The organism is [Scytonema hofmanni] UTEX 2349 (assembly GCF_000582685.1).
Lineage (GTDB): Bacteria > Cyanobacteriota > Cyanobacteriia > Cyanobacteriales > Nostocaceae > Hassallia > Hassallia hofmanni.
This window is the reverse complement of record NZ_KK073768.1, coordinates 550,604-576,313: the sequence shown is the minus strand read 5'-3', so window position 1 is coordinate 576,313 and position 25,710 is coordinate 550,604. Positions and strand designations below refer to the sequence as shown.

Genomic DNA, 25,710 nt, shown 5'->3' with positions numbered 1-25,710 from the left:
AATTTAATGTAGCCGGAAGTTTGGAACCATCCCAACGGCAAAATATTCAAGCTACCGGTGAAGCGCGGGTAAATTTTGGCAAGGGTACGGTTACAGCTTCAAATATTCAACTTGCGAATAATCGCTATCAAGCTCAAATTATAGCAAATAACGTACCTTTGCAGCGTTTGGCAAAGGTGCCATCGCAATTTCAAGGTGATTTAAACGGTCAATTTAATGTAGCGGGAAGTTTGGAAGCATCCCAACGCCAAAATATTCAAGCTACCGGTCAAGCGCGGGTAAATGTTGCCGGTGGGACGGTTACAGCTTCAGATATTCAACTTGCCAATGGTCGGTATCAAGCTTTAGTGGCGGCTTCGGGTGTAGAATTAAACCGATTTAATCAGCAATTACGCGGGAATTTGGGCGGTAAGTTGCAAGTAGCGGGAACGGTGGCATCACCCAAATTATCAGATGTGCGTGCCGCTGGTGATGTAGAGTTATCTCAAGGTATTCCTGGACTTGAGAAACCTTTAAATGCTGCGATCGCCTGGAATGGTCAAAAGCTGACGATTGTCAAAGCAACAGCTCCCGATTTAAATGTTAGTGGTGATATATTTGTCAACGCGAACGCAAGTATCCCGCAAATTACTAATTTAAATCTGAATGTACAAGCACAAAATTACAATCTGCAACAATTGCCTTTCAAGTTGCCGTATGCAGTAGCTTTGGCAGGGAAAGCCGATTTTAGCGGACAAGTCACCGGCAAGTTGCCTTTGCCAAATGTCGTAGGGCAACTCAGTTTACGCGACTTTGTGGTAAATAGTTTAGCTTTTGAGCCAGTGTTGAGTGGTAAAGTTGAATCAGTGCAGGGGCGTGGTTTAAATTTGGATCTAGTAGGTAGAGACGCGATTAATCGCGTCTCTACAGATCGTATTGCTTTCAACCTAGATGCAAATAATCGTCCTGAATCCTTTGTAGTGCAGTGGCAGCAAGCATCGGCAATTGGTCGCAGTCAAGGAGATAATTTGGCAGTGCAAGTCAGAAATTTCCCATTGCAGGTATTAAAATTAAATCCACCTCCAAATATTCGTTTAGGTACAGGTGCGATCGCTGGATTGATCACTGGAGATTTAGAGGTTAATCAGCGAACATTTGCGACAACGGGTAATATTAATATTGATAAACCTGAAATTGGCAGAATTAAAGGCGATCGCTTTTTTGCTCAGTTTAACTACAACAATGGAGTAGCAACACTCGCAGATAGCGAATTCGCTAAAGGCAACAGTCGCTACGCTTTCAGCGGCACTTTGAAGCAAAATGGCAAAACTCCGCAACTGCAAGCTAAAGTTAACATCAATCAAGGTAATATCCAAGATGTCTTGGTTGTAGCAGAGTTATTTGAAATTCAAGATTTACAACGCGGTGCCGAAGCACCAACTTATGGCAAAGCTGCGGATTTAGTCACCACTGCACAAGGTTTGCCCAATCAGCCTTTATTTACGCAACTCCAGCGCTTTTATGAAATTGAGGCACTTATAGCACAAAAAGAAGAACAGCAGAAAGCTTCTATTTTGCCAGCATTGGCAGATTTAACCGGCACTTTCAATGGTGAAGTTGCTGTGGAAACAGGTACGGCAAAAGGACTGGCTGTGAAGTTTGAGTTGAACGGTCAAAACTTTGTTTGGGGTGCAAAAGATAAACAAAATCAATGTTTAGAAATAGATCGTTGTTATAGTGCCGAGAAAGTAATTGCCGAAGGTAGCTTGGAAAATAACGTTCTAACATTGTTACCTTTACGATTGGAGTCTCAAAACAGACTGATCGCTTTTACAGGTGCGATCGGCAGTCAAGAACAATCGGGTCAATTGCGAGTTAATAATTTCCCTATAGGACTACTGAATAATTATGTCAAATTGCCAGTTGGTTTTACAGGTAATCTGGACGCGTCAGTAGCTTTAGCAGGCAGTATTAACAACCCCCAAGCTAGAGGGGAATTGCAAGTGACTGAGGGAACTCTCAATCAAAAGCCAGTAGAATCAGCAGCAGGAACTTTTGCTTATGCTAACGGACGCCTCAACTTTGGCAGTAGAGTGACGGTTTCTGGTCCCGAACCGGTCAACATCAATGGTAGCATTCCCTACCAGTTTCCTTTTGCATCAGCAGCACCAGATAGCAATGAAATTCAGCTAGATGTAAAAGTGAAAAATGAAGGATTGGCGTTATTAAATCTGTTTACTAACCAAGTGGCGTTAGAAAATGGTCAGGGAGAAATAGACTTAACAGTGCGGGGGACAAGACAAGATCCAGCTGTGAATGGAAGTGCTAGTATCAACAATGGTGTTTTTTCGGCTCAAGCTTTGCCAGGACAACTGACGGATGTCAACGGCAGAGTGCTGTTTAACTCTAACAGTATAAGAGTGGAAAATTTCCAGGGTAATTATAGTCGGGGTAAAGTAGCAGCTGCGGGAGAGATTCCTATTTCCAACAATCGGGAAGTACAAATAGACAATCGCTTAAGGGTTACTCTTGACCGATTGACGTTAAATCTTAAAGGATTATATCAAGGTGGCGCTAGCGGTGATGTGACAATTACTGGTGCTGCACTTAGCCCGATAATTGGCGGTAAAGTACAGTTGACAAATGGTCAAGTTTTACTGGCAGAATCTACCAACGCTAATCAGACCACAGATAACAATGTAGGCGTTCCACCCTCAATAGCTAAAGCGCTGAAGCAAAACAAGAACACTCCCAACAACGGCACTACGACGACGACCAGATTTAATAATTTAGAGCTTGAGCTAGGCAAAAACGTACAAGTTGTCCGTCCACCTCTTATCAGTTTTGGAGCTACTGGTAAGCTCACCATCAATGGCTCTTTGGGTAATTTGTTACCAGATGGAACTATTACCCTGCGAAACGGCGGTGTAAATTTGTATACTACTCAATTTAATCTTGCTCGTGGCTACGAACAGACAGCAACCTTTACTCCAGAAAGAGGACTTGACCCTCTACTAAATGTCCGGCTATTAGCCAAGGTGCTAGATGCTGTTCCCACTAGACTGAGTACCACATCAGTACCATCGGAAATCAACGACAACGATGGTATTATTCCCAACTTTGAACCGATCAGAACTATTCGAGTTGAAGCGCGTGTTGAAGGTTTGGCTAGCCAACTTGACCAAAATTTAGAATTAACAAGCACTCCTGCGCGTAGTGAAACCGAAATTGTGGCTTTGCTTGGTGGTAGCTTTGTCAACACGCTGGGAAGTGGGGACAGTACGCTGGCACTTGCCAATCTAGCGGGTTCTGCTCTTAACCTTCAGGGAACTTTTAACCAGATTGGCAATGCATTTGGTTTAAGTGAATTCCGTCTATTTCCGACCATCTCAGGAGTCAGCAATTCTTCTAGTCTGGAATTGGGAGCGGAGGCAGGAGTTGATATTACTCCGACAATTTCTGTTTCTGGTGTCAAGATTTTGACTGCCGATGACCCGTTACAATTAGGTGTTAACTACCGAATAAACGATAACTTGCGCTTGCGTGGTTCTGCACCTTTATTCACTAACTCTAATTGTTCTGCCACAAATGGTGACAATGGGGACAACACTTCTACTTACTCATGTGGCATTAATGCTGTGTTGGAGTATGAAAAGCGCTTTTAATTGGGCATTGGTTTAACAATATTCACAGGAAATACCTGCGTAGAAAAAATCCCCCAGGGGGTGGCAACCAACCAGGGGAAAGTGAGTTATCAGGGTGCATCTACCAATTATTTGTTCTCGGTTAACAATTATGCTCCGGATAAATTCAGAAAAGCGGAGATGGCAACTATGCCTAATATGAAGACCGGGAAATTACTTAGGGTTTGCTGAAAAAGAAAGAAAAGCTTACATTCTCAGATCATCAGACCAAAGAAATATATTCAGGTGCAAGATAAGAGGCTAAAATAACCCAAAATCCTTGCATCTACGTGACTAGCACTCAGGAGTGGGTTATTAGTACATATGTATCGAAAACAGGGGCAACCTCCAGTCTCACCAGAAAATTTTGGACTTCCGTTTGAAGGAAAGTTGTCATCAGATAATCGTTGGATTATTCTGGGAAATTTAATACCCTGGGCAGAATTTGAAGAGGAATATTCATCCGGATTCTCTGTAGAGATGGGAGCGCCAGCAAAGTCGTTTCGGATGGCATTAGGGGCATTAATAATCAAAGAAAAACTAGGAATAAGTGATAGAGAGACAGTAGAACAAATCAAAGAAAATCCTTATCTACAGTACTTCATAGGGATATCATCTTATATTAATGAAGCTCCATTTGATGCATCTATGTTAGTCCATTTTCGTGAAAGAATTAGTGCAGACTTAGTAAACAAAGTGAATGAAGAAACTGTTAAGAGGATGCTAGAGACAACATCTTTGACTTTAGCAACTGAATCAACTGAAAAAAAAACAGAAGAATTAGAAAAAGAAGATAACACGCCAAAAAATCGGGGAAAATTAATATTAGATGCGACTTGTGCGCCAGCAGACATCAGCTATCCAACAGATTTAGAGCTATTAAATCAAGCAAGAAAACAGACAGAAAGAATAATAGACCTTCTTTATGAACAGATAAAAGGTACATTAGAGAAAAAACCAAGGACTTATCGGGAAATAGGGAGAAAAGACTACCTAGAAGTCGCTAAAAAGCGTCGTGTATCCCAAAAAGATAGGAGAAAAGCGATTAAAAAGCAGCTTCAATATATCAAAAGAAACTTATCCCATATTGACCAGCTAATCATATACGGAGCAACTTTAGAAAATTTCAGTAATAGACAATATAAAATGTTGCTTGTAGTTGTAGAAGTTTATCGTCAACAACTATGGTTGTATGAAAATAAAAAACAGAGTATTGACGACCGCATTGTTAGTTTAACCCAACCGCATATCCGTCCAATCGTCCGGGGTAAAGCAGGTAAACCTGTAGAATTTGGGGCAAAATTGTCTGCTAGTTGTTTTGAGGGATATGTATTTTTAGACCATATTAGTTGGAATAATTTTAATGAATCTGGAGACTTAAAAGCACAAGTAGAAGCATATAAAAATTATACTGGCTATTATCCAGAATCCGTTCATGTTGATAAAATTTATCGAACGAGAGAGAATCGAGCTTGGTGCAAAGAAAGAGGTATTATCATGAGTGGACCGGCTTTGGGAAGACCACCAGTAAATGTTAGTAAAGAAAAAAAGAAGCAAGATTTAGAATCCGAGAGAATTCGTAATTGTATTGAAGGAAAATTTGGGCAAGCTAAAAGAAGGTTTAGCCTCAATCGAGTGATGGCGAAACTTTCCCACACTTCTCTTACTGCAATTGCTATTACTTTTTTAGTGATGAATCTTTCTACTCACCTGTCGCGGGTTTTTTATGCTTTTTTATGTCTATTTTTGAAAACTGCACCTTTTATGCAGTTTCGCATAACTGAAAATTATGATTTTGTTATTTATAAACAACAAAAGCTTATCTTTGATTTTACTTGAATAACTAGTCAACCCAAAAGAATTGCTTTTTCATACTTTTTCAGCAAACCCTACTTACTTTTGTAAAGACGTTCCGGCGGAACGTCTCTACGATGGTAGGAATCTAAAGACGTTCCGGCGGAACGTCTCTACGATGGTAGGAATCTAAAGACGTTCCGGCGGAACGTCTCTACGACGGTAGGTTTTTATTAGTGTTAATTAAATGGACATGATATAAAACAAAACTTGATTCAGTGGCAGTTTTAGATATACTTAGTACATTAGAGAAATTTAGACACCTGTATGTATCTGTTAAAATACGTCAGTTCTATGGTTAGCCATAAAAAACCCCCCACTTGGGTGTAAAGCCAACCGGGGGAATTGAAGATCAAGGTGCATCTACCAATAAAGTGTTCTGGGCGGAATCATTGCAATCCGGATAAAGTTGTAAATAGGGAGCAAAACAACTCAAATCAGAAACATTAAGTGTCAATATGCATCTAAGGTATCAGAAGAAGCGAAACAAAAGAGCGTGAAATTGAACCGCGTTTCAAACCAAATTTAGGAGGCAAACAGGAGAAGTTGTGACCCAGGAATTTCATATTTCCGTAACCCCAGTAGGGCAAAATGGCTACTTGGTGCGGACGGAACAAGTCGCGCCTGGGGTGCCATTGGCAGAAGAATTAGTAACTTGGCCTGTAGCTGATTGGTTGGCGGCTGCGGGGCATTTGATGAATGACCCGTTGAAGTCGGTGTTGCAAGGAGATGCGATCGCTCTTAATGTCAACTTGGTGGCTTTGGGTCAACAATTTTATAAAGAACTGTTTATAGGCACTCTCAGAGATAGTTGGATTACGGCGCAGGGTATTGCCCAGCATCAGCAAGAGGTATTGCGCCTGCGGTTAGGACTAAAAGATATCAGATTAGCGCGTTTGCCTTGGGAAGTGATGCACGCAGGCGATCGCCCCTTGGCAACAGGACCTTATATTGCTTTTTCTCGGTTTCAAACCGGAATTCACCTGCCATCTCGTCTGCTATCAAATATACCAACACCTTTAGAAGAAGGCGGTATCAAAGTCTTAATGGCGATCGCTTCTCCCACAGATTTAGTCCGTCTGGATTTGCTCAAAGAAGAAGCAGTCAAACTCCAAGCTGAACTTCACCATCAGTCACCACGCTTTTCGGAAATTGGCAATTATCTCCCAGAAATCGAACTTACCCTGTTAGAGCAACCAGGACGAGAAGAATTAACCCAAGCCTTAGAACAAGGACGCTACCACGTTCTGCATTACTCGGGTCATAGTAACTTAGGACCCAACGGCGGCGAAATTTATCTTGTAAATAACAGAACTGGTTTAACAGAAACTCTCAGTGGCGACGATTTGGCAGGCTTGCTGGTTAACAATAACATTCAAATGGCAGTGTTTAACTCGTGTTTGGGGGCATACGCTGCTACCTCCGATCCGGCTTCTGACACGGGGGAGCGCAACTTAGCAGAAAGCTTGGTGAAACGCGGTATCAGAAGCGTTTTGGCAATGTCAGAGCGCATTCCCGATGAAGTAGCGCTGACATTGACACAATTGTTTTACCGCAATTTGAGTCAGGGATATCCTGTAGATTTATGTGTCAGTCGAGTGCGCCAAGGCTTAATTTCAGCTTATGGTTCTCTTCAGACGTACTGGGCATTACCAATTTTATATCTCGACCGGAAATTTAACGGTAATTTAACACCGGAAATTACTTTAGGCGAAAATGTCGAGTCTTTTGGTGAGTACAATTCTCGGTTGATGGGAACTTCAATGTACTCTGGTGGGGCAAATGATGTGGAAATGCCTTTGCCAATGGAGGATATGATGCCTTCTGGTATGCGCGATTCCGGGTTGGACTGGCTAGGTGAAGATAGTTGGGGCGATTTGGTTGATGAAATTGAGTATGATGACTCAAGCTATGAAGAAGATTCGGCGATCGTTTCCGATTTGTTTCAGCAAATTGATCGTCAAAACGCAGCAAATGAGGAACCTTATGTCACTGCGGAATTAATTCCCAAGCCTCAAGAAAATAATATTTTGGGAAGACCGATTCCAGGGGATATGAGTTCTCCAGATAGCGAAACTCCGATATGGGGAGATTGGGATAATGCAAATAATCCGCCTTTTTCCGCTCCCACAAAAGTCCAAACAAGCGCCACACGTCGCCCAAAATGGCGATTGGGGGTGATTGTTGGTGTTGTCGGTGTTAGTGCGATCGCTATGGCGATCGGTTTAAGTTCGTTATGGCAACGACAATTTACCAACTTTTCCGAGCTACCGCAAATTCCCAACCAGTCTCGACCAATTCCAAATAATACCCCAGAAATCGACTTAAAGACATCTCCGACGGGAATCGTCACTGCCACTGCTACTCAGAAATTGGCTCAGGGTGACTTGCAAGGTGGGCTACAAGCTGTGGAAGAACTACTCAGCCCAGCGCGGAATGCATTTGGGGCTGCACAAGCTGCCCTCGATTTGATTCCGTCATCCCAAGCTAACGATCCGGCAGTTAATTTTCTGAAAGGGCGAGTTGCGTGGCAAGCTATGCAAACTGGTGACAAAACATACAGCATTGATGATGCCCGCCGTTATTGGGAAACTGCTGTGAAAGCCAAACCAGACTCGCTTTTGTATACAAACGCTTTAGGATTTGCTTACTATGCAGAAGGCAATACGAATCGGGCTAATGATTCTTGGTTCAAAGCCTTGAATTTGGCTCTCAAACAGCAAAATAAATCTGGCTATACCCCAACAGCAGTAACTCCCCCCGTAACGACACCGGAGGCTTTGACTTCCTATGCCGGATTAGCTTTGGGGTTATATAAATCTGCAAATCAACAGCCACAGAGCAAGCGATCGCAATATTTGACTGAAGCTGTCAAGCTGCGACAAATGGTAATAAAAGACGACCCAGTAAATTTTTTACCAAATAAATTAAGTAATAATTGGCTGTGGACAGAGAAGGCTATCCAAGATTGGCGATCGCTCCTACAGGTTAAAGGTGGGGAGTAAAATAAAAAAGAGGGGGAAAGGGGAAGGGGGAAAGGGGAAAGGGATAAATTAGGTCTTTCCACCAAACCAAATAGCTTTTTACCCTTCCCCTTCTTCATAAACGCTTTTGGAGCTTATATATTATGCAAGTTACTGAAAAGCAATACTATTCTCCAGAGGAATATTTAGTACGAGAAGACGCTGCTGACTACAAAAGCGAATACATCGATGGTGAAATTATTCCTATGGCGGGTGGATCTATCAATCATAATAGAATCGCACTGAACTTCAGTAGTGATTTAAATTTGGCTTTTAAAACCCAAGACTACGAAGTTTTTATGAGTGATGTGCGTCTGTGGATACCTTCTAGACGCATTTACACTTATCCTGATGTAATGATAATAGCGGGAGAACCAGAGTATTTTAATGACCGTACAGATATGATTACAAATCCGAGAGTGATTATAGAAGTGCTGTCAGATTCAACTCAAGGATATGATAAACAGGGAAAGTTTGAGTTTTACCGCACGATACCTAGCTTTGAAGAATATTTGTTGATTGACCAAACTAAAGTTTATGTAGAACAGTATTCTAAGACAGCAAATAAGCGTTGGTCATTCCGTGAATATGATGTTGAAGATGAAGCGATCGCTTTAGCATCTGTGCAATTTGAAATTTCTCTCGAAGATGTCTATAACAAGGTGAAGTTTGCAGCGGTAGATGCACTCAATGAGTCAGGAAATTGAGGATGAGTTGCGGCTTAGGAATAGAATTCGTATTGATGATAATGTTTTGGTTCAAGCGATCGCTCATTTTTTAGATTGAATCATCAATGCTATTTTGTCCAATTTATAGGTAAAAGCACAATAAGTCTGCTGCGCTGACAGTGCTTCAACTTCGGCATCAGAGAGCCGAAATGAGATAACTTTACTAGCCATTGTGTATACCTGTGTATAGTAATAGCCTCACGCTTTTATTTTCCGTCTTTGGCGTAAGTATTTTAACTAGTTAATATGCTTTGTTTGATGCTTGATTACTTAACCGTAGTTACCTAAACCATACTTAAAATATAGAGTGAAGTAAGATATAATTTGTATCAAATTTATTATTTTATCTATATGTCAAAATATTCGTTCGCTCGTATGCTGCCAAATGATTTTGAAGGCATGGCACAAGCACTTTTAGAGAAAACATATCGTATCGGTGGCAACCTAATTCAGTTTGGTTCTGGCAAAGATGGTGGACGAGAAGCAACATGGACACAGCCTCCAGATCATCCTGAGTATTCCAGACCAGCTAACCAAAATTCAGATATACCAAAAGAATGGGTTTTTCAAGTTAAATATCACGATCTTGATCAACGCGGTTGGTCTGTTGCTAGGGATGCAGTAATTGAGGATTTAGAAAAGGAACTAGAAAAGATTTTCCACAAATATAAAGTGCCTTGCCATGCCTACGTGATGATCACTAACGTTCCATTCACTGGAGCAATAAATGTTGGTACTCGCGATAAGGTAACAGCTATTGCTCAAAAGTGGAAGAAACATATTCCAAATATATATGTGTGGGACGCTGCTGATCTTTCGCGGATGCTAGATGCAAATGAGAGCGTTCGGACTGCTTACATAGATACTATACTGACAGGTGATACTCTCAAAGCCATATACAAAGAAGCTAATTTTAAGGGAGATCGCAGAAAGAGTGCTTTCAAAGCTTATTTAAAGTTTGTTACAGAACGCGAGGGTACAGCTAGAGCAGAAGAAGCAGGTGACAAAGCCGATTTACCATTGGCTGAAGTGTTCATTGATCTAACATTAAAAACTAGGGACAGTAAGCGCGAACGTTCTATTGAATGGCTCAAAGAAGAAAATAGACTCAAGGATTCTTCTACCTCAACTCTATTACCAGAAAATTTGACGCAAGTACGTGCATCATTTGCCCTCTTCTTGGCAGATGGACCCTATATTTTACTTTTAGGTGGGCCTGGATTAGGAAAAAGTACTCTGACTCAGTTTTTAGCTCTCTATCAAGCAGCACGCACCTTTCCTTCTAATTTAGCTTTACGTCTTGCAGGTCGGCTCAAGTTACCTGATGGGATGAATGCTGAGGATCTCGACGCTTATGTTCGTCCGCGTTTTCCCTTTCGAGTTGAACTACGTCGCTATGCGCGATGGATGAGTGAGCAACAACAGAATCAGCGCACTAGTGAACTCGCTCGCTATATAGCTGAGGCGCTAATCAATGCCAATACTTCATCAACCCTGGAAATGGATGATGTGTTTGATTTAGCGTCTCAAGACCCAATTTTGCTAATTCTTGATGGTCTAGATGAGGTTCCTAACCCAGAAACACGTCAGCAAATCATAGAAAATTTGCAGACTTTCTTGCTTCGTGTTGATTCAGAACAGGGAGATATCCAAGTAATATTGTCAAGCCGTCCAAAAGGATATTCTGGTGAATTTGAAGGATTTGAACCTATTACATGGGAACTCAACGAATTGGAAAGATCAGATTTTGATGAGTATTGTGCTCAATGGTTGAAAAACAGAATTCGTGATGAAGACGAACGATCCGAAGCAAAGGAGCGAATCAGTCGTGGCATGATGTCTGAAGAAGTGCAGCGGTTAGCTCGGTCACTTTTACAAGCAACAGTTATACTCACTATTGTTCAGGGTAAAATTGAAATACCACATCAGCGACATATACTCTACAAAAAATATGTTGAAGTTATTTTTGATAGAGAGAAAAATAAGTCACAAATTGTGAGTGAGAGAGGAAATGAACTATTGCGTCTACATGAGAGAGTTGGTTACGAACTTCATTGCAAGATGGAGCAAACACGTATTGAAGCGCTAGATCGTGATACCTTCCGTAACTATGTTTTAAACGTTCTAGAAAACTATTCTGGTACAGAACTTGGTAAAAAAACACTTCGTGATGTAGCAGACGAAATCATTGACGCAGCAACAGATCGTCTCTGCTTATTGGTGGGCAAAGGTAAAGATCAGACGGATGTAGACTTTGTTGTACAGCAATTTCGTGAATATTTTGCTGCTGTGTATCTTTTTAACCATCCTAATGCTGATCCAGATAAAGTTTTTGCTATGTTGGTTCGTCGCGGTGCTTACTGGGCTTACGTACTTCAGTTCTATGTTGCCCAAGCAAGTCCTAATCAACAACTGGGCTGGGTTAAAAATATCGATGATCAAGATGATAATGAAAACTCTGCTGAAGCAATTGTTGAGGCTACTAGAACTCGTCGATCTGTTCTCAATATTTTACCTGAATTTAGCCTTCAGTCAAATACTAGTTTAGAACGTATTCTAAAAATAATCTTTAGCAAAAAGACTAGATGGACATGGTTAGAACAGGAATCACCTATAGAGATTTTGCAACTTCGTTCCAATTTTAATCGCAAAACACTGTGGAAATTATTTTATAATTTCTCAACAGAAGATAAAGCAACACTAGTTGTAGAACTTTGGCTATTAGCTAGATTATCTTCTGGTCATCCAGAAGATTTGAAAAATATTTGTGATAAAATTCAAAATCTTTTAGAGCAGGAAAATACACGACAAGTTGCTATATTTATTGCTTTACAACATGATTTAAAAGTAAACTTAATAAATTCTGCTATATCTGAAGTAGAAACAGCCTTTGAAGAATATCGCTATAAAGAGATAAGAAAACAAACTTATAATGGTAAACACCAACTGTCCAATATCTTTTCCTACCAAACCAAAGAGAAACAATGTGAACTAATACTTTCTAGACTTGGATCGTGGGTTGATAAAGACTTTTTTATTATGAGTAAATCCGCATGGAAAATTATATTTCCTGAAGTGGGATTATCATTTTTTGATAGAGAAATAAGTCTGCTAATAATTCCTTATCTATGTCGAAATTCTAAAAGTTTACAAGCTCTAAAGTCATTGAGCGATAAGCTTGGCAAGATTGAAGGTGTATATGCAGAATATTTAAGGCATATCGTGCAAGCAATACAAGAGCCGACAAACAGTGCTTTGGATAACAAGGCTAGGACAATAGAGAAACAAATTCAGGAAAAAATTAGTTTGAAATGGAGAACAGAAAATGTTTTAGGACCTCCAGTTTCAGCATTCTCTTCAGTTGAAGAATGGGAGGAATTTAAGCGAGAACTAAGGAGAGTCTCTAGTGATCAAGCTAAGTGGATTGCCAAGAATGGAGACTTCCATAAAACAGAATCTCTATGGACAGCTTTGTTCTTTCATCCAGACCACTGGCCATTACTAGTTGCAGAAGGTCTAATTACAGAACAGGAATACAAATACCTTCTTAGCACACCACTAGTAAATATTCTCAAAGTCCCCGTTACTCCCCTTAATATTTTTGAAGGAATATCTAGAAGAACTGCTGGTACACCTGCCATCCCCTTTAGTAAAATAATACGTGTAGCCCTCAACATAGTTGAAAAAGAGGGCATTGAGCGTATCACTAAAGCAAGAGGATTAGAGGGATTTTTATGGAGACGTAGGATACATTCAGTAACAATAGAAGAAGCAGAAAATCTGTTATGTCAAGCGAATATGTTGCCACCACTTCCTTCTATTTGGGCAGGTGCAATTTTACGGTTATGTCTAGATATACCTGAACTAAATCTAGATATTTTACTTGAATTTTGGGATAAAAATGAGATAGGAAAACCGCGTTTTATATACTTTCCAGAGGACAAACTCTCTGATAAACATAATCAGCTTTTAGAAAAACTTTTGAGTAGTAGTCGTGCTAGTGCGTTAAGGCTAGGTATAGCAATTGTTGCTTATGGAAGACCTAACAAGAAAATTCAAACCCGTTTAAGGGATCGCTTGTTATCTGAATCATTTAGTTATCTAAATAGTGATGATACACCTTATGCGTTTTATCAAACACTATTCAACTTAGATCCTAGTCTTGAAGAGTTTTCACTGTGGTTAGAACCAGAGGTTCTCTACCGTATGTGTAATAAACCTTGGATGCTGGATCAACTCCGTAGGCGTTTTTCAAGTGCGACTGATCCCAAATACCAACTTAGCCATGAGCAGCTGCGACAGCATTTATCCTCTTTTATTATCCAGCGATCTGACTATCCCCAAACTGTAGTTTTAGGGGCGCTTGAAGCAATTTTAAAAATTGATGAAACCAATCTTTCCCCATTGCATAATACTATGTGGCAGCAATGTTTAGAGGAAGACAATCGTTTCTAGAACACCGATTCATTAATTTCCCAAACTCGGTTTCTGTTTCGAGGAAGATCATAATTTTGTTGACTCAATTAAGGGTCGAACTAGTGGCCACGCTATTCTTTGAGCTATTTAGCGATGGCTTTGTCAACCCAAAAGACAAAGCTTTAATTTTACGAGAGAATAAAAATTTCAAGGCGAACACGAACATTTTTATCAAAAGTTTTACCAAAAATGGGATTAAAGATATTTAATTTAAAATGGCGCCAGGGTACAACAGTACTTTGCGCTTTGGTTTGGCTTGAGGCTTTGCCACAGTCATTACTTGATTACTTAGCTACTCCATCGAGATGCTAACATTTTAGTCGAATGAGTTATCACCACCGATCGCCCATAACAAAATGAGGATCGCAGAGTTATTTAGGACTTACGCACGGACTACGTATTTCCGTCATTGCGACGCAAGGAAGCAATCTCAGAGTCTTGTTTTCTCGTAACGAGTGCGTAAGTCCTATTATTAAAAAATACTTGAACAATCTCAAAATAATCTTACATATGTGCTGTCACAGCAGTTGGTGGATTAACTTTCAACCGCTTAAACATCGCTTCTCGTGCTTGCATTGCCAAAGTATCATCTAAAGGCTTCAAGGAAATGGGTTGTTGATATTTTAGCCGCAATGCTGTTTGAATTAACCAATCTGCGACAAAGGGATTTTTTGGTAACAAGGGACCGTGAGAATAAGTAGCGATCGCATTTTGATAAAATGCTCCTTCTGTCCCATCTTCACCATTATTACCCAAGCCGTACACCACTTTACCCAAAGCTTCTACTTTCCCCAGTTTGGTGCGTCCACCGTGATTTTCAAAGCCAACTAAATACGCTTTACTACCGGTCATCTCCTCCAAATCCCGCGCTAAACGAGTTGCTGTAACTTCTATCACCAAGTTACCAATACACCGCTTAGTATTTTCACCAGGATGTACCGAGACTAAATCAAGTATTCCCAAACCTTCAATTCGCTGTCCCAAACCTGGTTCGTAATAATGTCCCAGCAATTGCGGTGAACCACAAGTAAAGACTCCCGGAGTACCATTTTCAATTTTATCGCGCATTGCGCCGGCTTTCGCACCCTGCAAATCGCGCATGACGATTTCTTGCTGACGGTCTTGTGCGCCACCACCAACAATCAAATCTACAGACTTTATATCATCTCCAGTAGCGTTTTGATCCAGGGGTAATACCCTCACATTATATCCCCGCCATTGGGCGCGGCGTTGTATAGTGATCACATTTCCGCGATCGCCATAAGTGCTCATCAATGTTGGATATAACCAACCTATTGTTAATTCAAAACTCATAAATCCTCTCTTAACTAATAATTTATAACTTTCTTTTTCTAACTATGGTCGGCTAATCCGTGCATATCTAGAGATAGTGAAGTAATTTCGGTTTGGGTAAGCATATCCTAAATTTGTCCTCAATGGTGTATTTGCAACTTAAAAATGTCATCAACATGTCAAACCGGTTGGTGTAAATCTTATCTTGATTGAATTGTTCGTTAATAAAGGGATTCGGGATTGAGGACTAGGGATTGAGTAGTGGGGAAGAAATTTGTCCACAATTCGCGTTATTTTAACCAAATTTTTCCCATTCCCCAATGTCGAAAACTTTAGAAACTCACATTTAAAATACTTACTTTCCATTTTATTTTTGTATTTGAAATCACAGTTTTTCTAGTTTGACAACGTGTCGTTTTTAAATTTGAAAATATATGACATTATTGTTATATTTCTTGGTGTTGAGCCGTAATATTACAGGGTGCATCCTTGTTGATTACAACACCTGATAAATTACCATATGGATTGTAAAACGGCTACTTTGGTCTACCAAACTGAGAACCATCTCGAAAAAATTAGCGAGATATTTCCCGAAGCTTGGAAATTTTTAGAGGAAGTATCTTTTGCGTATGTTCAAGGCAAAGAAGACAAGTTTGATTCCGATATTAGAAATTTGGTAGGTGAAAAACCCTTCAAATTTAGAATGGTTCACCGTGATGATAGAGACCAACTCACAAAAGACCTTTCCGACTTATTAGGAGATATTACATCGCGTTTACTACTAGAAAAGCATTTTTCCCAAGTAGTTGGTCAGCAAGTATTTTTCAGCACGATTTGTTGTAACAGTCACTTGACAACCGACCACGAATTAACTTTGGAAGAAGTTCTACCTTTACAACGTGCAGCTGTGAAGTTGCAATAATTGGGCATGGGGCATGGGGCATTGGGCATGGAAAGAATCGTATTTATTCACGCACTTGCTTTACTTCTTTAATTCTCATTGCCCATTGCCCAATGCCCATTGCCCATTAAACAATTGCCCATTGCTAAAATAAATTATCGAATCTTCCTACCCGTCAGCGCTTCTCGCACATCTAGCATGGCTGTATAAGTAGGTAAAATATGTAAAGTTTCGTTAATTGGGGTGCGTTCTAAAGCAGTATTGATAGCTTGACGCAAATTTTCTTCCACAATCAGATTAAAATTACTTTGGGGAGAAGATTCGCTGTAGCGAAGACGTAACGCCATATCATAAGCGCGATCGCCACTAACTACCAAAGTACCTCCACGTTCTACCAATTTCTCTGTATCGACATCCCAAATCCAAGAAACATCTTCGCCATCTTGACTTTTATCATTCAACACTAGCAAAGTTGTTGTATCACTGCTTTGAGTTACTACTCTAATAGTTTCATTTGTGCCTACAGGATTTTTTGATAACAGAATTCTGACATTTTTGCCATTAATTTTTAATTCTTCAGCCCGACCAAAAGCAGCTTGAAAGTTAGGAATTGTCTCGCGGATAGTAGCTTCATCAACACCTAATTCTTTCGCCGCAGTTGCCGCAGCTAGAGTATTATATTTGTTATACAACCCAACAAGAATTTGCTGCCATTCGCTGCTATCAAGAGTTGGTTTACTTCTACTAAAGCCGCAACTAGGACAGGAATATTCACCCATATGGGATAAATAAACTCCTTTGTAGTCTAAAGCATGTCCGCATTTGGGACAATAAATAGAATCAACAGCATGGGGAATTGCTTCTAGATAGTTTTGTGGTTCATTCAAACCAAAGAATGAGACTTTCTGCTGAGATAATTGTTGACCAAGATAACAGATTGTGGGATCGTCAGCGTTGGCGACAACGAGAGTTTGAGAAGGTAAAGTAGCGATCGCCTTTGTCCAACGCTTACTAATAGTATCAACTTCCCCATATCTGTCAAGTTGGTCACGGAACAAATTTAAACAAAGGATCAGCTTTGGTTTAATTGGTGCCAAAACCAGAGGCACAATATTCTCATCCACTTCTAAAATAGCGTAATCAACATCCAGCGTGCCTAGCAAGTTAGAGTTTTCCATCAACGCAGTCATCAAACCATTTTCCAGATTTGCACCTGTAGAATTATGCGCTACGCGGTAGCCTTTGCGTTGTAGTATCTCACATAAAAATAGCGCTGTTGTAGTTTTACCGTTAGTACCAGCAATCAAAATCACCCCGTTTTTGACTTGCTGACTCAATAACTGCAATAATTGGGGTTCGATGCGACGAGCAATTGAGCCTGGTAATACACTAGCAGCACCTAGACGAAGCGATCGCACTCCAAAAGTTACACTTTTTGCCATCGACACTGCGATCGCTAGTCTCAGTCTATCTATAAATTTAATTTTTCCCACATTAGTATCCTACGTTATCTTAAAACTTGGTACTTAGGCGTAATTATATATCCGGCTTAATTCGCTTTTTTCAGTACAAACTCACGCAGTAGCCAAACAAAATTGAGGTTAAAAGGTTTCTTTTGATGACTGGTATAAAGTTAAATTTTTCACCCAAAATTCTTTTTTCCTGGTGGCGTTTTTTCTCTAAATGCCTCTTGATAATAGCTTGCCTGTTCATCATTGAGATGCAACCTGCATTTGCAGGTATCAATACTGATACGTATGATGGTAATATTTTTGTCGTGTATGCTGGCAATGGTTCACTGGTTCCTCCCACACAAACCCTCGCACAAACTTTAGCACAACATAAACCCGCAGTATTAGCGTTTTATGTGGAGGACAGCAGCGATTGCAAACAATATGCCCTAATTGTTTCACGAATACAAGAATTCTATGGTCGTGCCGCAGAAATTATCCCCGTAAGTGTGGATTCTATCTTGCCCAAAGAAACCTACGATACTACAGAACCAGGTTATTACTACTCTGGTGCTGTTCCGCAAGTTGTCCTGTTTAACCAGTCGGGTAATGTAGTTTTGAATAAAAACGGTCAAGTGCCGTATGAAGAAATAGACGACAGATTGCGCGAAGTGTTTGATTTATTACCTCGTGATAAATCAGTGCAGTTAAAACGGCGTTCCTTCAATGAGTTAAATAGTGAAATAACTCAATAACTTATAGGGCAGACTTAATTCGTCTGTCCTAATTTTTTGTGAAATCAGATACGACATCGTGATTTAAATCAGGAGATAATACGTGACATAAACTAGGGAGTGGGGAGATTTTAATTTGGGTAAAATGTTAACGGGCAAAGGGTAAAGATATAAAAATAAAGCGCCTTCCTCAGCGGTGGACTGTACCGTCCCGTTGACGTTTGCAAGAAGAGTGATTTAAATAAATCTGGGAATATTTTTCTGATCCTTTTCCCCTTTCCCCTTTTCCCTTTTCCCCTCCTCAAATTGCCCAATGCCCAACCAATGACTAATAGAGTGTGTCCTCATGTCAAAGGTTTATACTACCGAGGAACTAATCCAAATTTTACGTTCTGAACGCCAAGCCTGCCTCAAGGGTGAGCGTTTAAAGTTAGAATTAACGGTATCTGGCAATCCTTTAATTGACCAGTTTATCAAAAGTGATGGGCTACAAAAATTCACTGCATATGAAGATTTTAAAGCCGCCATTCACGACTATCAAAAAAAATATCAAGTTTCGGGAATCGTCTGGCGCAAGGTAACTATTCAAAGTAAAACTTTGCGATTTCCAGAAGTAGATACTCAATTAATTGCTTTACCATGTGACTTGGAAATGTTAAAAAATGCTAAAAATTCACTCTGGAATTTTTGGAATGAAGTAACAGATGAAATGGATTTGTACTTGAGTATTAATAATAATAAACAATACCAACAAATTATTAAAACTGATGTAGAAAGAATTGCCCAAAGAACAGAATGGGCAAGTTTGTGCGTGTTTGAAAATTCTAACTTTTTGGAAATAATTTTGCAGTTGGGATGGGGTAAACCAGAAGAAGCTAGTTATAAACGAGGAAGACCCCATTCTGGTAGCGAGTATATTCACGCAGTCAATCCGGGTAATCGTCCGATTGGTTAATGTAGTAAGCACTTCAGTGCTTAAAAGCGCTCTTCGCGCTTACTACGAATAAAAAAAGCATTTGCTGTCAGTCTTAGGCACGAATCACCATAAGATAATTAGCGCGGGGATTCCAAAAATGAGGACTATTTTATGGAGATTTTGCCAGAAAATTTGCTTTCTTTGCGTGGACAAGTGGCAATTGTAACAGGTGCTTCACGGGGAATTGGGCGAGCGATCGCACTCGAATTAGCGACACACGGAGCTTATATAATTGTCAATTATGCGAGTTCTAGCCGCGCTGCGGAGGCAATAGTAGAAGAAATTACATCAGCGGGAGGTCAGGCTTTAGCGCTGCAAGCTGATGTTTCTCAAGCCGAACAAGTAGACGCACTATTTAACAGCGTCATGGAAAAATGCGATCGCATTGATATCTTGGTCAACAACGCAGGTATCACCCGCGACACATTACTTTTGCGAATGAAGCTAGAAGACTGGCAAGCAGTAATAGACCTAAACTTAACTGGTGTATTCTTATGCACACGCGCTGCTAGTAAAATTATGCTCAAGAAACGTTCCGGGCGCATCATCAATATTACCTCCGTTGCCGGACAAATGGGCAACCCCGGACAAGCAAACTATAGCGCTGCGAAAGCAGGCGTTATCGGCTTTACGAAAACCGTCGCCAAAGAACTTGCATCTCGCGGGATCACCGTCAACGCCGTCGCTCCTGGTTTCATTGCCACCGACATGACCAGCAAACTCAGCAATACTGAAGAAATTCTTAAATTTATTCCCCTAAATCGCTACGGTCAACCCGAAGAAGTCGCCGGCATGGTGCGCTTTCTTGCCGCCGATCCCGCTGCTGCTTACATCACCGGACAAGTGTTTAACGTCGATGGCGGCATGGTTATGGCGTAATTAAAGAAGAAAAATCTATCTTCTAAATATGGGAGCATCCCAACGAGTGCAAAAACGCCCACAGGCGCTCCTATTCCTGGGGCTATACCAACAAAGCCTGCCTTGTCTACGACACGCTACGCGAACGCAGGCTATATAAGTCTTAGAGCCTGGGTCGGCAGGCTTTGTACGCGCAACGCGATACCCTTCTAGGGTATTGCGGCTTTCGTTGGGATGCTCCCTGTGCCTTTGATGTATCTGTCTAATTTTTTTAGAAACTAACACCATTAAGTAATATTCGCACTATTGATAAGCTTAAAATTATTAAAAATAATACTAGCCCAATTGTACAAGCATAACTAATTTCTAAGTTATTGAAAGCTTGTTCATAAAGATAATAAACAATCGTTTTGGAACTGTTACGCGGTCCACCTTGGGTCATGATGTAGACTTCTTCAAATACTTTAGTCGCAGAAATAGCAGAAATTACTGCTACTAATGCTAAATAAGGTTTCATCAAAGGAACGGTAATATCCCAGTGTTTGCTGATGCCATCGGAACCATCAATTGCTGCGGCTTCATAGACATCTGCACCAATTGATTGCAAGCCAGCTAAATAAATTACCATGTAATAGCCTAATCCTTTCCAGATGGTGACTGCCATCACACTATAAAGAGCAAATTTCGGGCTAGTTAACCAAGGAATTCCTTCGGGAAAAATGCCTTTAAGTAACTGATTCAGTAAGCCATTTTCGGCATACAGCCATTTGAAAGCGATACCCGCAACTACCATTGAAATTACTACTGGTGTGTAATAAGCTGCTCTAAACCAATTCATTCCTCGTAATTTTTGATTTACCAAAATTGCCAAAACTAAAGGAGCGATGACTAAAATGGGCACTACACCCACAAGATAAATCAGTGTATTAACCAAAGTTTGCCAAAAAACCGGGTCTTTAAATAAGCGCTGGAAGTTAGCAAAACCCACCCATTCCGGCGCCTGGGTAATGTCGTATTCGTAGCGGGTAAAGCTGAGGTAAAACGCTTGCAGTGCTGGATAAAAAACGGTGAGCACCAAGATAATTAATGCGGGTAGCAAAAACAAATAGGGAGTTAATTGCTGTTGGATGAGAATCCAGTTTTTGGGTGTCAATCTATTCATGGGGGCATTTTTTCTCGTGCTTTTGGCAGATGGATTTTCCGCCGTGGATGAATGCATGATAAGGAAAGCTGATTAATTTAAATTCCTTATTCTCAATCTGTAATAGGGCTTTTGATTGTTGCTGGGACGATATTTTACACAAATTTCTAGATTAATGAGGATGATTTATGATTGCTAATCAACATGAGAAGGGATGGGAAGTTATTTATCATCGGGCACATGCCTTACTTGCTGCTGAATTGGCAGGACACTGGAATGCAAAGGATCGTCCGATACGCTGGTTGGAAACCATCGCGGCAATTTCCCATCACGATGATTTGGAAAAAGAGTGGGAAGGCAATCACCTCAATGAAGCTGGTGGACCACTAGATTTTACTTTAGAAAAGAAAACCGATGTCAATAAGCTGCGATCGCATACACAAAATGCCCGCTATCGGGGACGATGGGTGGCAATGTTGATTTCTATGCACATGAGCTTTCTCAATGAACCAAGTCGTGGTAATTCCGCAGAATTGGATAGTTTTCTCGATGAGCAGTTAGAAAATCAAAAGCAATGGCGCAAAGAATTAAATATTACCAAAGATGAAGCTGCTGAAGCTTATGCTTTTTTGTTATGGTGCGAGCGCTTGTCACTCATTCTCTGCAAACGTCAGTTACCTGATGGCGAACGTGCTTTAGAAATTACTTCTTATCTAAATAATACACGCTACGATGTTGTGGAACGCAGCGATGGTAGCGTGACTGTAAAACCTTGGGCTTTCCAAGAGCAAGAGTTTACTGTCAGAGTGGAAGCTTGCTATCTCGATCAAATGCAATTTAGCAGTAATGACGAACTAACAGAAGCGCTTACAACAGCACCAATCAAAACCTTAGAGTGGAAATTTGTCAAGTAGCGATCGCTTGCGTTGGGGTATGGGTTAATGCAATTGTAAATGTTAGGCAATTACAAGCTTTGCGATCGCTAACTAATTTAACCGAGAACAACCCCAATGGAAACTGACAAAAACTTGCCCATTGAACATCAAAGTGTACCAGTAGCTCACCGGGGATTGCATGACTTTTTGTACTCTGACGAAAACGAACACGCTCCCACCGAGGCTACTTTTACACCTGAAGCGAACAACGACGCTGACATCATACCTCTTGAGGCTTGGTGTGCGCTTTCCCAAAATGCCAAAATTGCAGGTGTATACGCGGTTTTAGACACAGAACGTTGCACCCAGTACATCGGCTATTCTCGGAATGTCTTACTTTCTTTAAACGGTCATCTTGCCCAAAATGGTAGCCAAAAGTGTGCTTTTGTGCGTGTGCAAAACTTCAAGTTTCCCAAGCGTCAAGAAATGGAAGATATGCGGGATGATTGGATCAAAGAACTAGACAACGTTCCACCTGGTAATGATTTAGAAAAAGACATGTGGGCTAGTACAGTGGGGGAAGTTGCCAAAGCAACGATGTCAGAAGCAGAACGTAATGCCTATGAAGAGAAAAAGCTGAAATTACGTAAAGCAATGGCTGACAGCACTTTGACTAAAGAGTTAGAGGATATCGATGTGAGTGATACCCAACGACGGACTCAACTTGAAGCTGCTGTGAAAAACGACGACTGGAGTGTTGTTATTCAAGAGCAAACACAACAAACTTGATTACAATGTAAAGACGTTCCGAATGTAAAGACGTTCCGGCGGAACGTCTCTACGACAGTTGCGATGTTTTTATTAATGTTAATTAAACACACATGATATCATTCATACTCGGCGTAGTAAGCACTTTAGTGCTTAAAAGAAGCGCTCTTCGCGCTTAATTTACGTTTTCCTGTGACACTTGCGCTCATTCCTCTTTAAGATTCTTCTACCCAACTACCGCGATAACCAGTAATGATGCGGCTACCATCTTTGAGGACATGAATTTCTATTTGGTCACTTGCCCAGCTAATCTGGTCTTGGAGGGCTGGATTAAATACATGCACCCGCTGGTTAGTAGAAGATACCGGGGAGTTGGGAGAATTAATCGCTTTTGACTCGACAAAAGCCCCATCAATCAGAATATCAAGCTGTTTTATCAATTCTTCTGCTCCTGTAGGGGCAGATTCTGACTGTAATTTCTCTAGAGTGAACCCTGTAAAAGACATCACATTTAGTCCTCCGGCTTTTAGCTGACGAGCCAAACTTGCTAATGCGGGTGCTTGCCAAAAAGGTTCTCCGCCAGAAAATGTTACACCTGTGTTGCGAGGATTACTGAGGATTTTCTGAGCGAGGCTGTCAATAGAAATTAATTGATTAATCTCAAACGACCAAGATTCAGGATTAAAGCAGCCTGGACACTCGCGCAAACAACCTTGCACCCACACTACAGCACGACAACCAGGACCGTTGACTTCTGACTCATCAATATAACCCATGATGTTGAGACAGTCAGGGGGAATTTCTTCGAGTGCTGGGGATGGGTTGATTGATTGTTGTTCCATCTTGCCTCCTTTTAACTGTGAGCCTTAACCGTCAATTATAGCTACCAAAGACTTGTAGTACATCAGGACTGATAGGTTTTAAGACGACAAACAAAAATAACACCTATCCTAGTAGTCCACCACAGCAATTTTGATGGTCTGCAAGATCCCCGACTTCTTGAAGAAGTCGGGGATCTGACCACTCGTAACCCTTGATAGTTGATGTGGCGAACTACTAGAAGGGTGACGACTCACATAGAATTAGTATAAATAAAACTGCCGTTGGCATTTCTGAATTACCTCACGATAATCATAAATGTGAATCTACCATAAAGAACTATCAGACAATTTTTGTTTATCTTTTACTACGCTTACGCTCCGTTCCAAATGACAGTTTTTCGTCAAAATACGCAAGTCATATTCAAAATAAAAATCAGGATTTACACTGATTTTGTTCAACTGAAAAAATTTTAATATGATACTATAACTTACGCAGTGTACAAATTTATTAGAAGAGTGTATTAATGTAAAGCTAGCGCATCGGAAGCTTTCCCGGTAGACTTTATGAAAATACATCACATTTAATATTTTGTGTGAATGCGTAAGTCTTAATAGTGCATCTTTATCTGATTAATTTGCCAGTATCTAGTGTACTTTGAAAAGATGCTTATTCTCTGCTATCTAGCTAATTATAGTTTTTGAATGGCTGACTTCTTAATCAAAGGAATAAAGGATGAATCATCCGGAACTCATAATATCAAATAATTTACTTGACGAATTTAAAACTTGTATTCAACTGCAATACAATGGTAAATTAAATATTAAAAACTCCAAAGGATATAAATGGACTTTTTATTATCGCTTAGGACGGATAGTTTGGGCAACAGGGAGGGATCATCCGTTTCGCCGCTGGCGTAGACAAATGGCTCAACATTGTCCGGAAATTGATGTAGACAAAATGTCGTTGCGCGATCAGGATATATCTATTGATTGCTGGGGTTATCACCTCTTGGAAGTCTTGTATGAAAAACAGAAAATCAAACGTGAGCAAGTCAACGCGATTGTAGAAAATACTATCACCGAATTGTTATTTGACCTTGCTCAAGAAGCGCATTTTGCCTCTGTTAGCTGCGATCGCAGCCAAGAAGTCATCCTAGACAAACCAATCAGCTTTACTAATGCAGACATGTCTCTCAAACAAATGGAAGACTCGTGGAAAACTTGGTTGGCAAATGGTTTGGCAAATATTTATCCTGACTTAGCACCAGTCCTGCGGAAACCAGAGCAACTCGAACAGTTGGTAAGTCCATCTGTCTACACAAACTTTGTGAATTTTATTAACGGCAAATATACCCTGCGGGATTTAGCCGTGAAAATGAAGCAGAATGTACTGTTAGTTACCCGTTCATTATTTCCCTATATCCTTCAAGGAATCATTGAACTGGTAGAAGTACCTGACTTGCCCTTACCAGTTACTAAAGACAAAAACAACTCTACCCTGACAAAAGTAAAAACGTCCTCAGTTCCACTGATAGCCTGCGTGGATGACAGCCCTCAGGTCTGTAAAATGCTAGAGGAGATTATTACCTCAAATGGGCTAAGGTTTATCAAAATTCAAGATGCTGTGCAAGCTCTACCAATCTTAATTCAGGATAAGCCAGATCTGATTTTCTTAGATTTGATAATGCCAGTCGCGAATGGTTATGAAATCTGCGCTCAATTGCGACGAATTTCAGCCTTTGCCAACACACCTGTGATTATCTTAACAGGCAATGACGGTCTTTTAGATAGAGTTCGCGCCAAGGTAGTCGGTTCTACGGATTTTGTCACTAAACCCGTAGTGGCTGATAAGGTAATGGGTATAGTGCGTAAATATTTACAGCCTACATCAACACCCAAAAACACATCTGGTGAAGCAAATATATCAATAATTAATCCTTAGTAAACTGTAGAGACGTTACCAAAGAAATGTCTCTAGGACGGATGTGATGTTTTTATTACTGTTAATTAAAAAGACATGATAATGGAAAATATCATACTTGCGTAATCTTACTGTGGTTCATATAGGAATGATGAATCAAAATTGGAGAAAAATAGGGAGCATCCCAAATGTGTAAAAACATAATTGGGATGCTCTCGAAAAATAAAA

Annotated in this window: 17 protein-coding genes; 13 read left to right on the top strand and 4 right to left on the bottom strand. The window is 40.5% G+C overall.

Features of this window, described 5'->3' with window-relative positions:
* The 5 genes from TOL9009_RS38495 to TOL9009_RS0107575 all read left to right on the top strand — a co-directional run.
* Positions 1-3,644: translocation/assembly module TamB domain-containing protein (locus TOL9009_RS38495; RefSeq protein ID WP_186227502.1), on the top strand; the 3,644-nt coding region annotated here is incomplete at its 5' end.
* Positions 3,645-3,986: 342 nt separating this feature from the next.
* Positions 3,987-5,501 (top strand): IS5 family transposase, encoded by a 1,515-nt coding sequence (locus TOL9009_RS0107595; protein WP_029630360.1) that lies wholly within the window; start codon positions 3,987-3,989, stop codon positions 5,499-5,501.
* Positions 5,502-6,064: 563 nt separating this feature from the next.
* A complete protein-coding gene (gene hetF, locus TOL9009_RS0107590; RefSeq protein ID WP_029632272.1) occupies positions 6,065-8,521 on the top strand; it encodes a cell division protein HetF in 2,457 nt (818 codons plus the stop codon).
* 122 nt (positions 8,522-8,643) lie between these two features.
* Positions 8,644-9,246: a Uma2 family endonuclease gene (locus TOL9009_RS0107585; RefSeq protein WP_029632271.1), complete on the top strand. Its 603-nt coding sequence runs from the start codon at positions 8,644-8,646 to the stop codon at positions 9,244-9,246.
* Positions 9,247-9,618: 372 nt separating this feature from the next.
* Positions 9,619-13,722: an NACHT domain-containing protein gene (locus TOL9009_RS0107575; protein WP_144238174.1), complete on the top strand. Its 4,104-nt coding sequence runs from the start codon at positions 9,619-9,621 to the stop codon at positions 13,720-13,722.
* A 525-nt stretch (positions 13,723-14,247) separates the two neighbouring features.
* Here the strand turns inward: TOL9009_RS0107575 and TOL9009_RS0107565 are convergent.
* Entirely contained in the window at positions 14,248-15,057 is an 810-nt protein-coding gene (locus tag TOL9009_RS0107565) for a type 1 glutamine amidotransferase (RefSeq protein WP_029632268.1), read from the bottom strand.
* A 499-nt stretch (positions 15,058-15,556) separates the two neighbouring features.
* Between TOL9009_RS0107565 and TOL9009_RS0107560 the strand changes: the two genes are divergently transcribed.
* Positions 15,557-15,958, top strand: a complete 402-nt coding sequence (locus TOL9009_RS0107560; protein ID WP_029632267.1) for a hypothetical protein — start codon at positions 15,557-15,559, stop codon at positions 15,956-15,958.
* 134 nt (positions 15,959-16,092) lie between these two features.
* On the opposite strand, the gene TOL9009_RS0107555 is transcribed toward TOL9009_RS0107560, so the two are convergent.
* Positions 16,093-17,379 (bottom strand): MurT ligase domain-containing protein, encoded by a 1,287-nt coding sequence (locus TOL9009_RS0107555; protein ID WP_084763148.1) that lies wholly within the window; start codon positions 17,377-17,379, stop codon positions 16,093-16,095.
* A gap of 176 nt (positions 17,380-17,555) precedes the next feature.
* On the opposite strand from TOL9009_RS0107555, the gene TOL9009_RS0107550 reads away from it, so the two are divergent.
* From TOL9009_RS0107550 to fabG, 3 genes are all read left to right on the top strand, one after another.
* Positions 17,556-18,143, top strand: a complete 588-nt coding sequence (locus TOL9009_RS0107550; protein WP_029632265.1) for a thylakoid membrane photosystem I accumulation factor — start codon at positions 17,556-17,558, stop codon at positions 18,141-18,143.
* 325 nt (positions 18,144-18,468) lie between these two features.
* The gene (locus tag TOL9009_RS0107540; protein WP_029632264.1) at positions 18,469-19,077 is read left to right on the top strand and encodes a hypothetical protein; all 609 of its coding nucleotides are present in this window, start codon (positions 18,469-18,471) and stop codon (positions 19,075-19,077) included.
* A gap of 132 nt (positions 19,078-19,209) precedes the next feature.
* The gene (fabG, locus tag TOL9009_RS0107535; RefSeq protein ID WP_029632263.1) at positions 19,210-19,977 is read left to right on the top strand and encodes a 3-oxoacyl-[acyl-carrier-protein] reductase; all 768 of its coding nucleotides are present in this window, start codon (positions 19,210-19,212) and stop codon (positions 19,975-19,977) included.
* Between the two features lie 250 nt (positions 19,978-20,227).
* Here fabG and TOL9009_RS0107530 read toward each other — a convergent pair whose 3' ends face one another.
* Positions 20,228-21,118 carry a carbohydrate ABC transporter permease gene (locus TOL9009_RS0107530; RefSeq protein WP_029632261.1) on the bottom strand — a complete coding sequence of 297 codons (891 nt, stop codon included), beginning with the start codon at positions 21,116-21,118 and terminating at the stop codon, positions 20,228-20,230.
* Positions 21,119-21,285: 167 nt separating this feature from the next.
* Between TOL9009_RS0107530 and TOL9009_RS0107525 the strand changes: the two genes are divergently transcribed.
* From TOL9009_RS0107525 to TOL9009_RS0107520, 3 genes are read left to right on the top strand one after another with little or no spacing between them, the layout of a single operon-like run.
* Entirely contained in the window at positions 21,286-22,011 is a 726-nt protein-coding gene (locus TOL9009_RS0107525; RefSeq protein ID WP_029632260.1) for a DUF3891 family protein, read from the top strand.
* Positions 21,993-22,118 carry a hypothetical protein gene (locus TOL9009_RS49095; RefSeq protein ID WP_260675860.1) on the top strand — a complete coding sequence of 42 codons (126 nt, stop codon included), beginning with the start codon at positions 21,993-21,995 and terminating at the stop codon, positions 22,116-22,118. The genes TOL9009_RS0107525 and TOL9009_RS49095 overlap by 19 nt, the downstream gene beginning before the upstream one ends.
* Positions 22,108-22,761: a GIY-YIG nuclease family protein gene (locus TOL9009_RS0107520; protein ID WP_029632259.1), complete on the top strand. Its 654-nt coding sequence runs from the start codon at positions 22,108-22,110 to the stop codon at positions 22,759-22,761. Before TOL9009_RS49095 ends, TOL9009_RS0107520 begins: the two co-directional genes overlap by 11 nt.
* A gap of 194 nt (positions 22,762-22,955) precedes the next feature.
* Here TOL9009_RS0107520 and TOL9009_RS0107515 read toward each other — a convergent pair whose 3' ends face one another.
* On the bottom strand, positions 22,956-23,582 hold the full coding sequence (locus TOL9009_RS0107515) for a 4Fe-4S single cluster domain-containing protein (protein ID WP_029632258.1): 627 nt from the start codon (positions 23,580-23,582) through the stop codon (positions 22,956-22,958).
* A 712-nt stretch (positions 23,583-24,294) separates the two neighbouring features.
* Between TOL9009_RS0107515 and TOL9009_RS0107510 the strand changes: the two genes are divergently transcribed.
* Positions 24,295-25,503 (top strand): response regulator, encoded by a 1,209-nt coding sequence (locus TOL9009_RS0107510; RefSeq protein WP_029632257.1) that lies wholly within the window; start codon positions 24,295-24,297, stop codon positions 25,501-25,503.
* The last annotated feature ends 207 nt before the right edge of the window (positions 25,504-25,710 follow it).

Coding starts and splice junctions, on each gene's coding strand:
- TOL9009_RS0107555 (WP_084763148.1), bottom strand. CDS start 17,379: ATGGCAAAAAGTGTAACTTTTGGAGTGCGATCGCTTCGTCTAGGTGCT.
- TOL9009_RS0107585 (WP_029632271.1), top strand. CDS start 8,644: ATGCAAGTTACTGAAAAGCAATACTATTCTCCAGAGGAATATTTAGTA.
- TOL9009_RS0107525 (WP_029632260.1), top strand. CDS start 21,286: ATGATTGCTAATCAACATGAGAAGGGATGGGAAGTTATTTATCATCGG.
- TOL9009_RS0107550 (WP_029632265.1), top strand. CDS start 17,556: ATGACTGGTATAAAGTTAAATTTTTCACCCAAAATTCTTTTTTCCTGG.
- TOL9009_RS0107510 (WP_029632257.1), top strand. CDS start 24,295: ATGAATCATCCGGAACTCATAATATCAAATAATTTACTTGACGAATTT.
- fabG (WP_029632263.1), top strand. CDS start 19,210: ATGGAGATTTTGCCAGAAAATTTGCTTTCTTTGCGTGGACAAGTGGCA.
- TOL9009_RS0107540 (WP_029632264.1), top strand. CDS start 18,469: ATGTCAAAGGTTTATACTACCGAGGAACTAATCCAAATTTTACGTTCT.
- TOL9009_RS0107530 (WP_029632261.1), bottom strand. CDS start 21,118: ATGAATAGATTGACACCCAAAAACTGGATTCTCATCCAACAGCAATTA.
- TOL9009_RS0107560 (WP_029632267.1), top strand. CDS start 15,557: ATGGATTGTAAAACGGCTACTTTGGTCTACCAAACTGAGAACCATCTC.
- TOL9009_RS0107575 (WP_144238174.1), top strand. CDS start 9,619: ATGTCAAAATATTCGTTCGCTCGTATGCTGCCAAATGATTTTGAAGGC.
- TOL9009_RS0107520 (WP_029632259.1), top strand. CDS start 22,108: ATGGAAACTGACAAAAACTTGCCCATTGAACATCAAAGTGTACCAGTA.
- TOL9009_RS0107515 (WP_029632258.1), bottom strand. CDS start 23,582: ATGGAACAACAATCAATCAACCCATCCCCAGCACTCGAAGAAATTCCC.
- TOL9009_RS0107565 (WP_029632268.1), bottom strand. CDS start 15,057: ATGAGTTTTGAATTAACAATAGGTTGGTTATATCCAACATTGATGAGC.
- TOL9009_RS0107595 (WP_029630360.1), top strand. CDS start 3,987: ATGTATCGAAAACAGGGGCAACCTCCAGTCTCACCAGAAAATTTTGGA.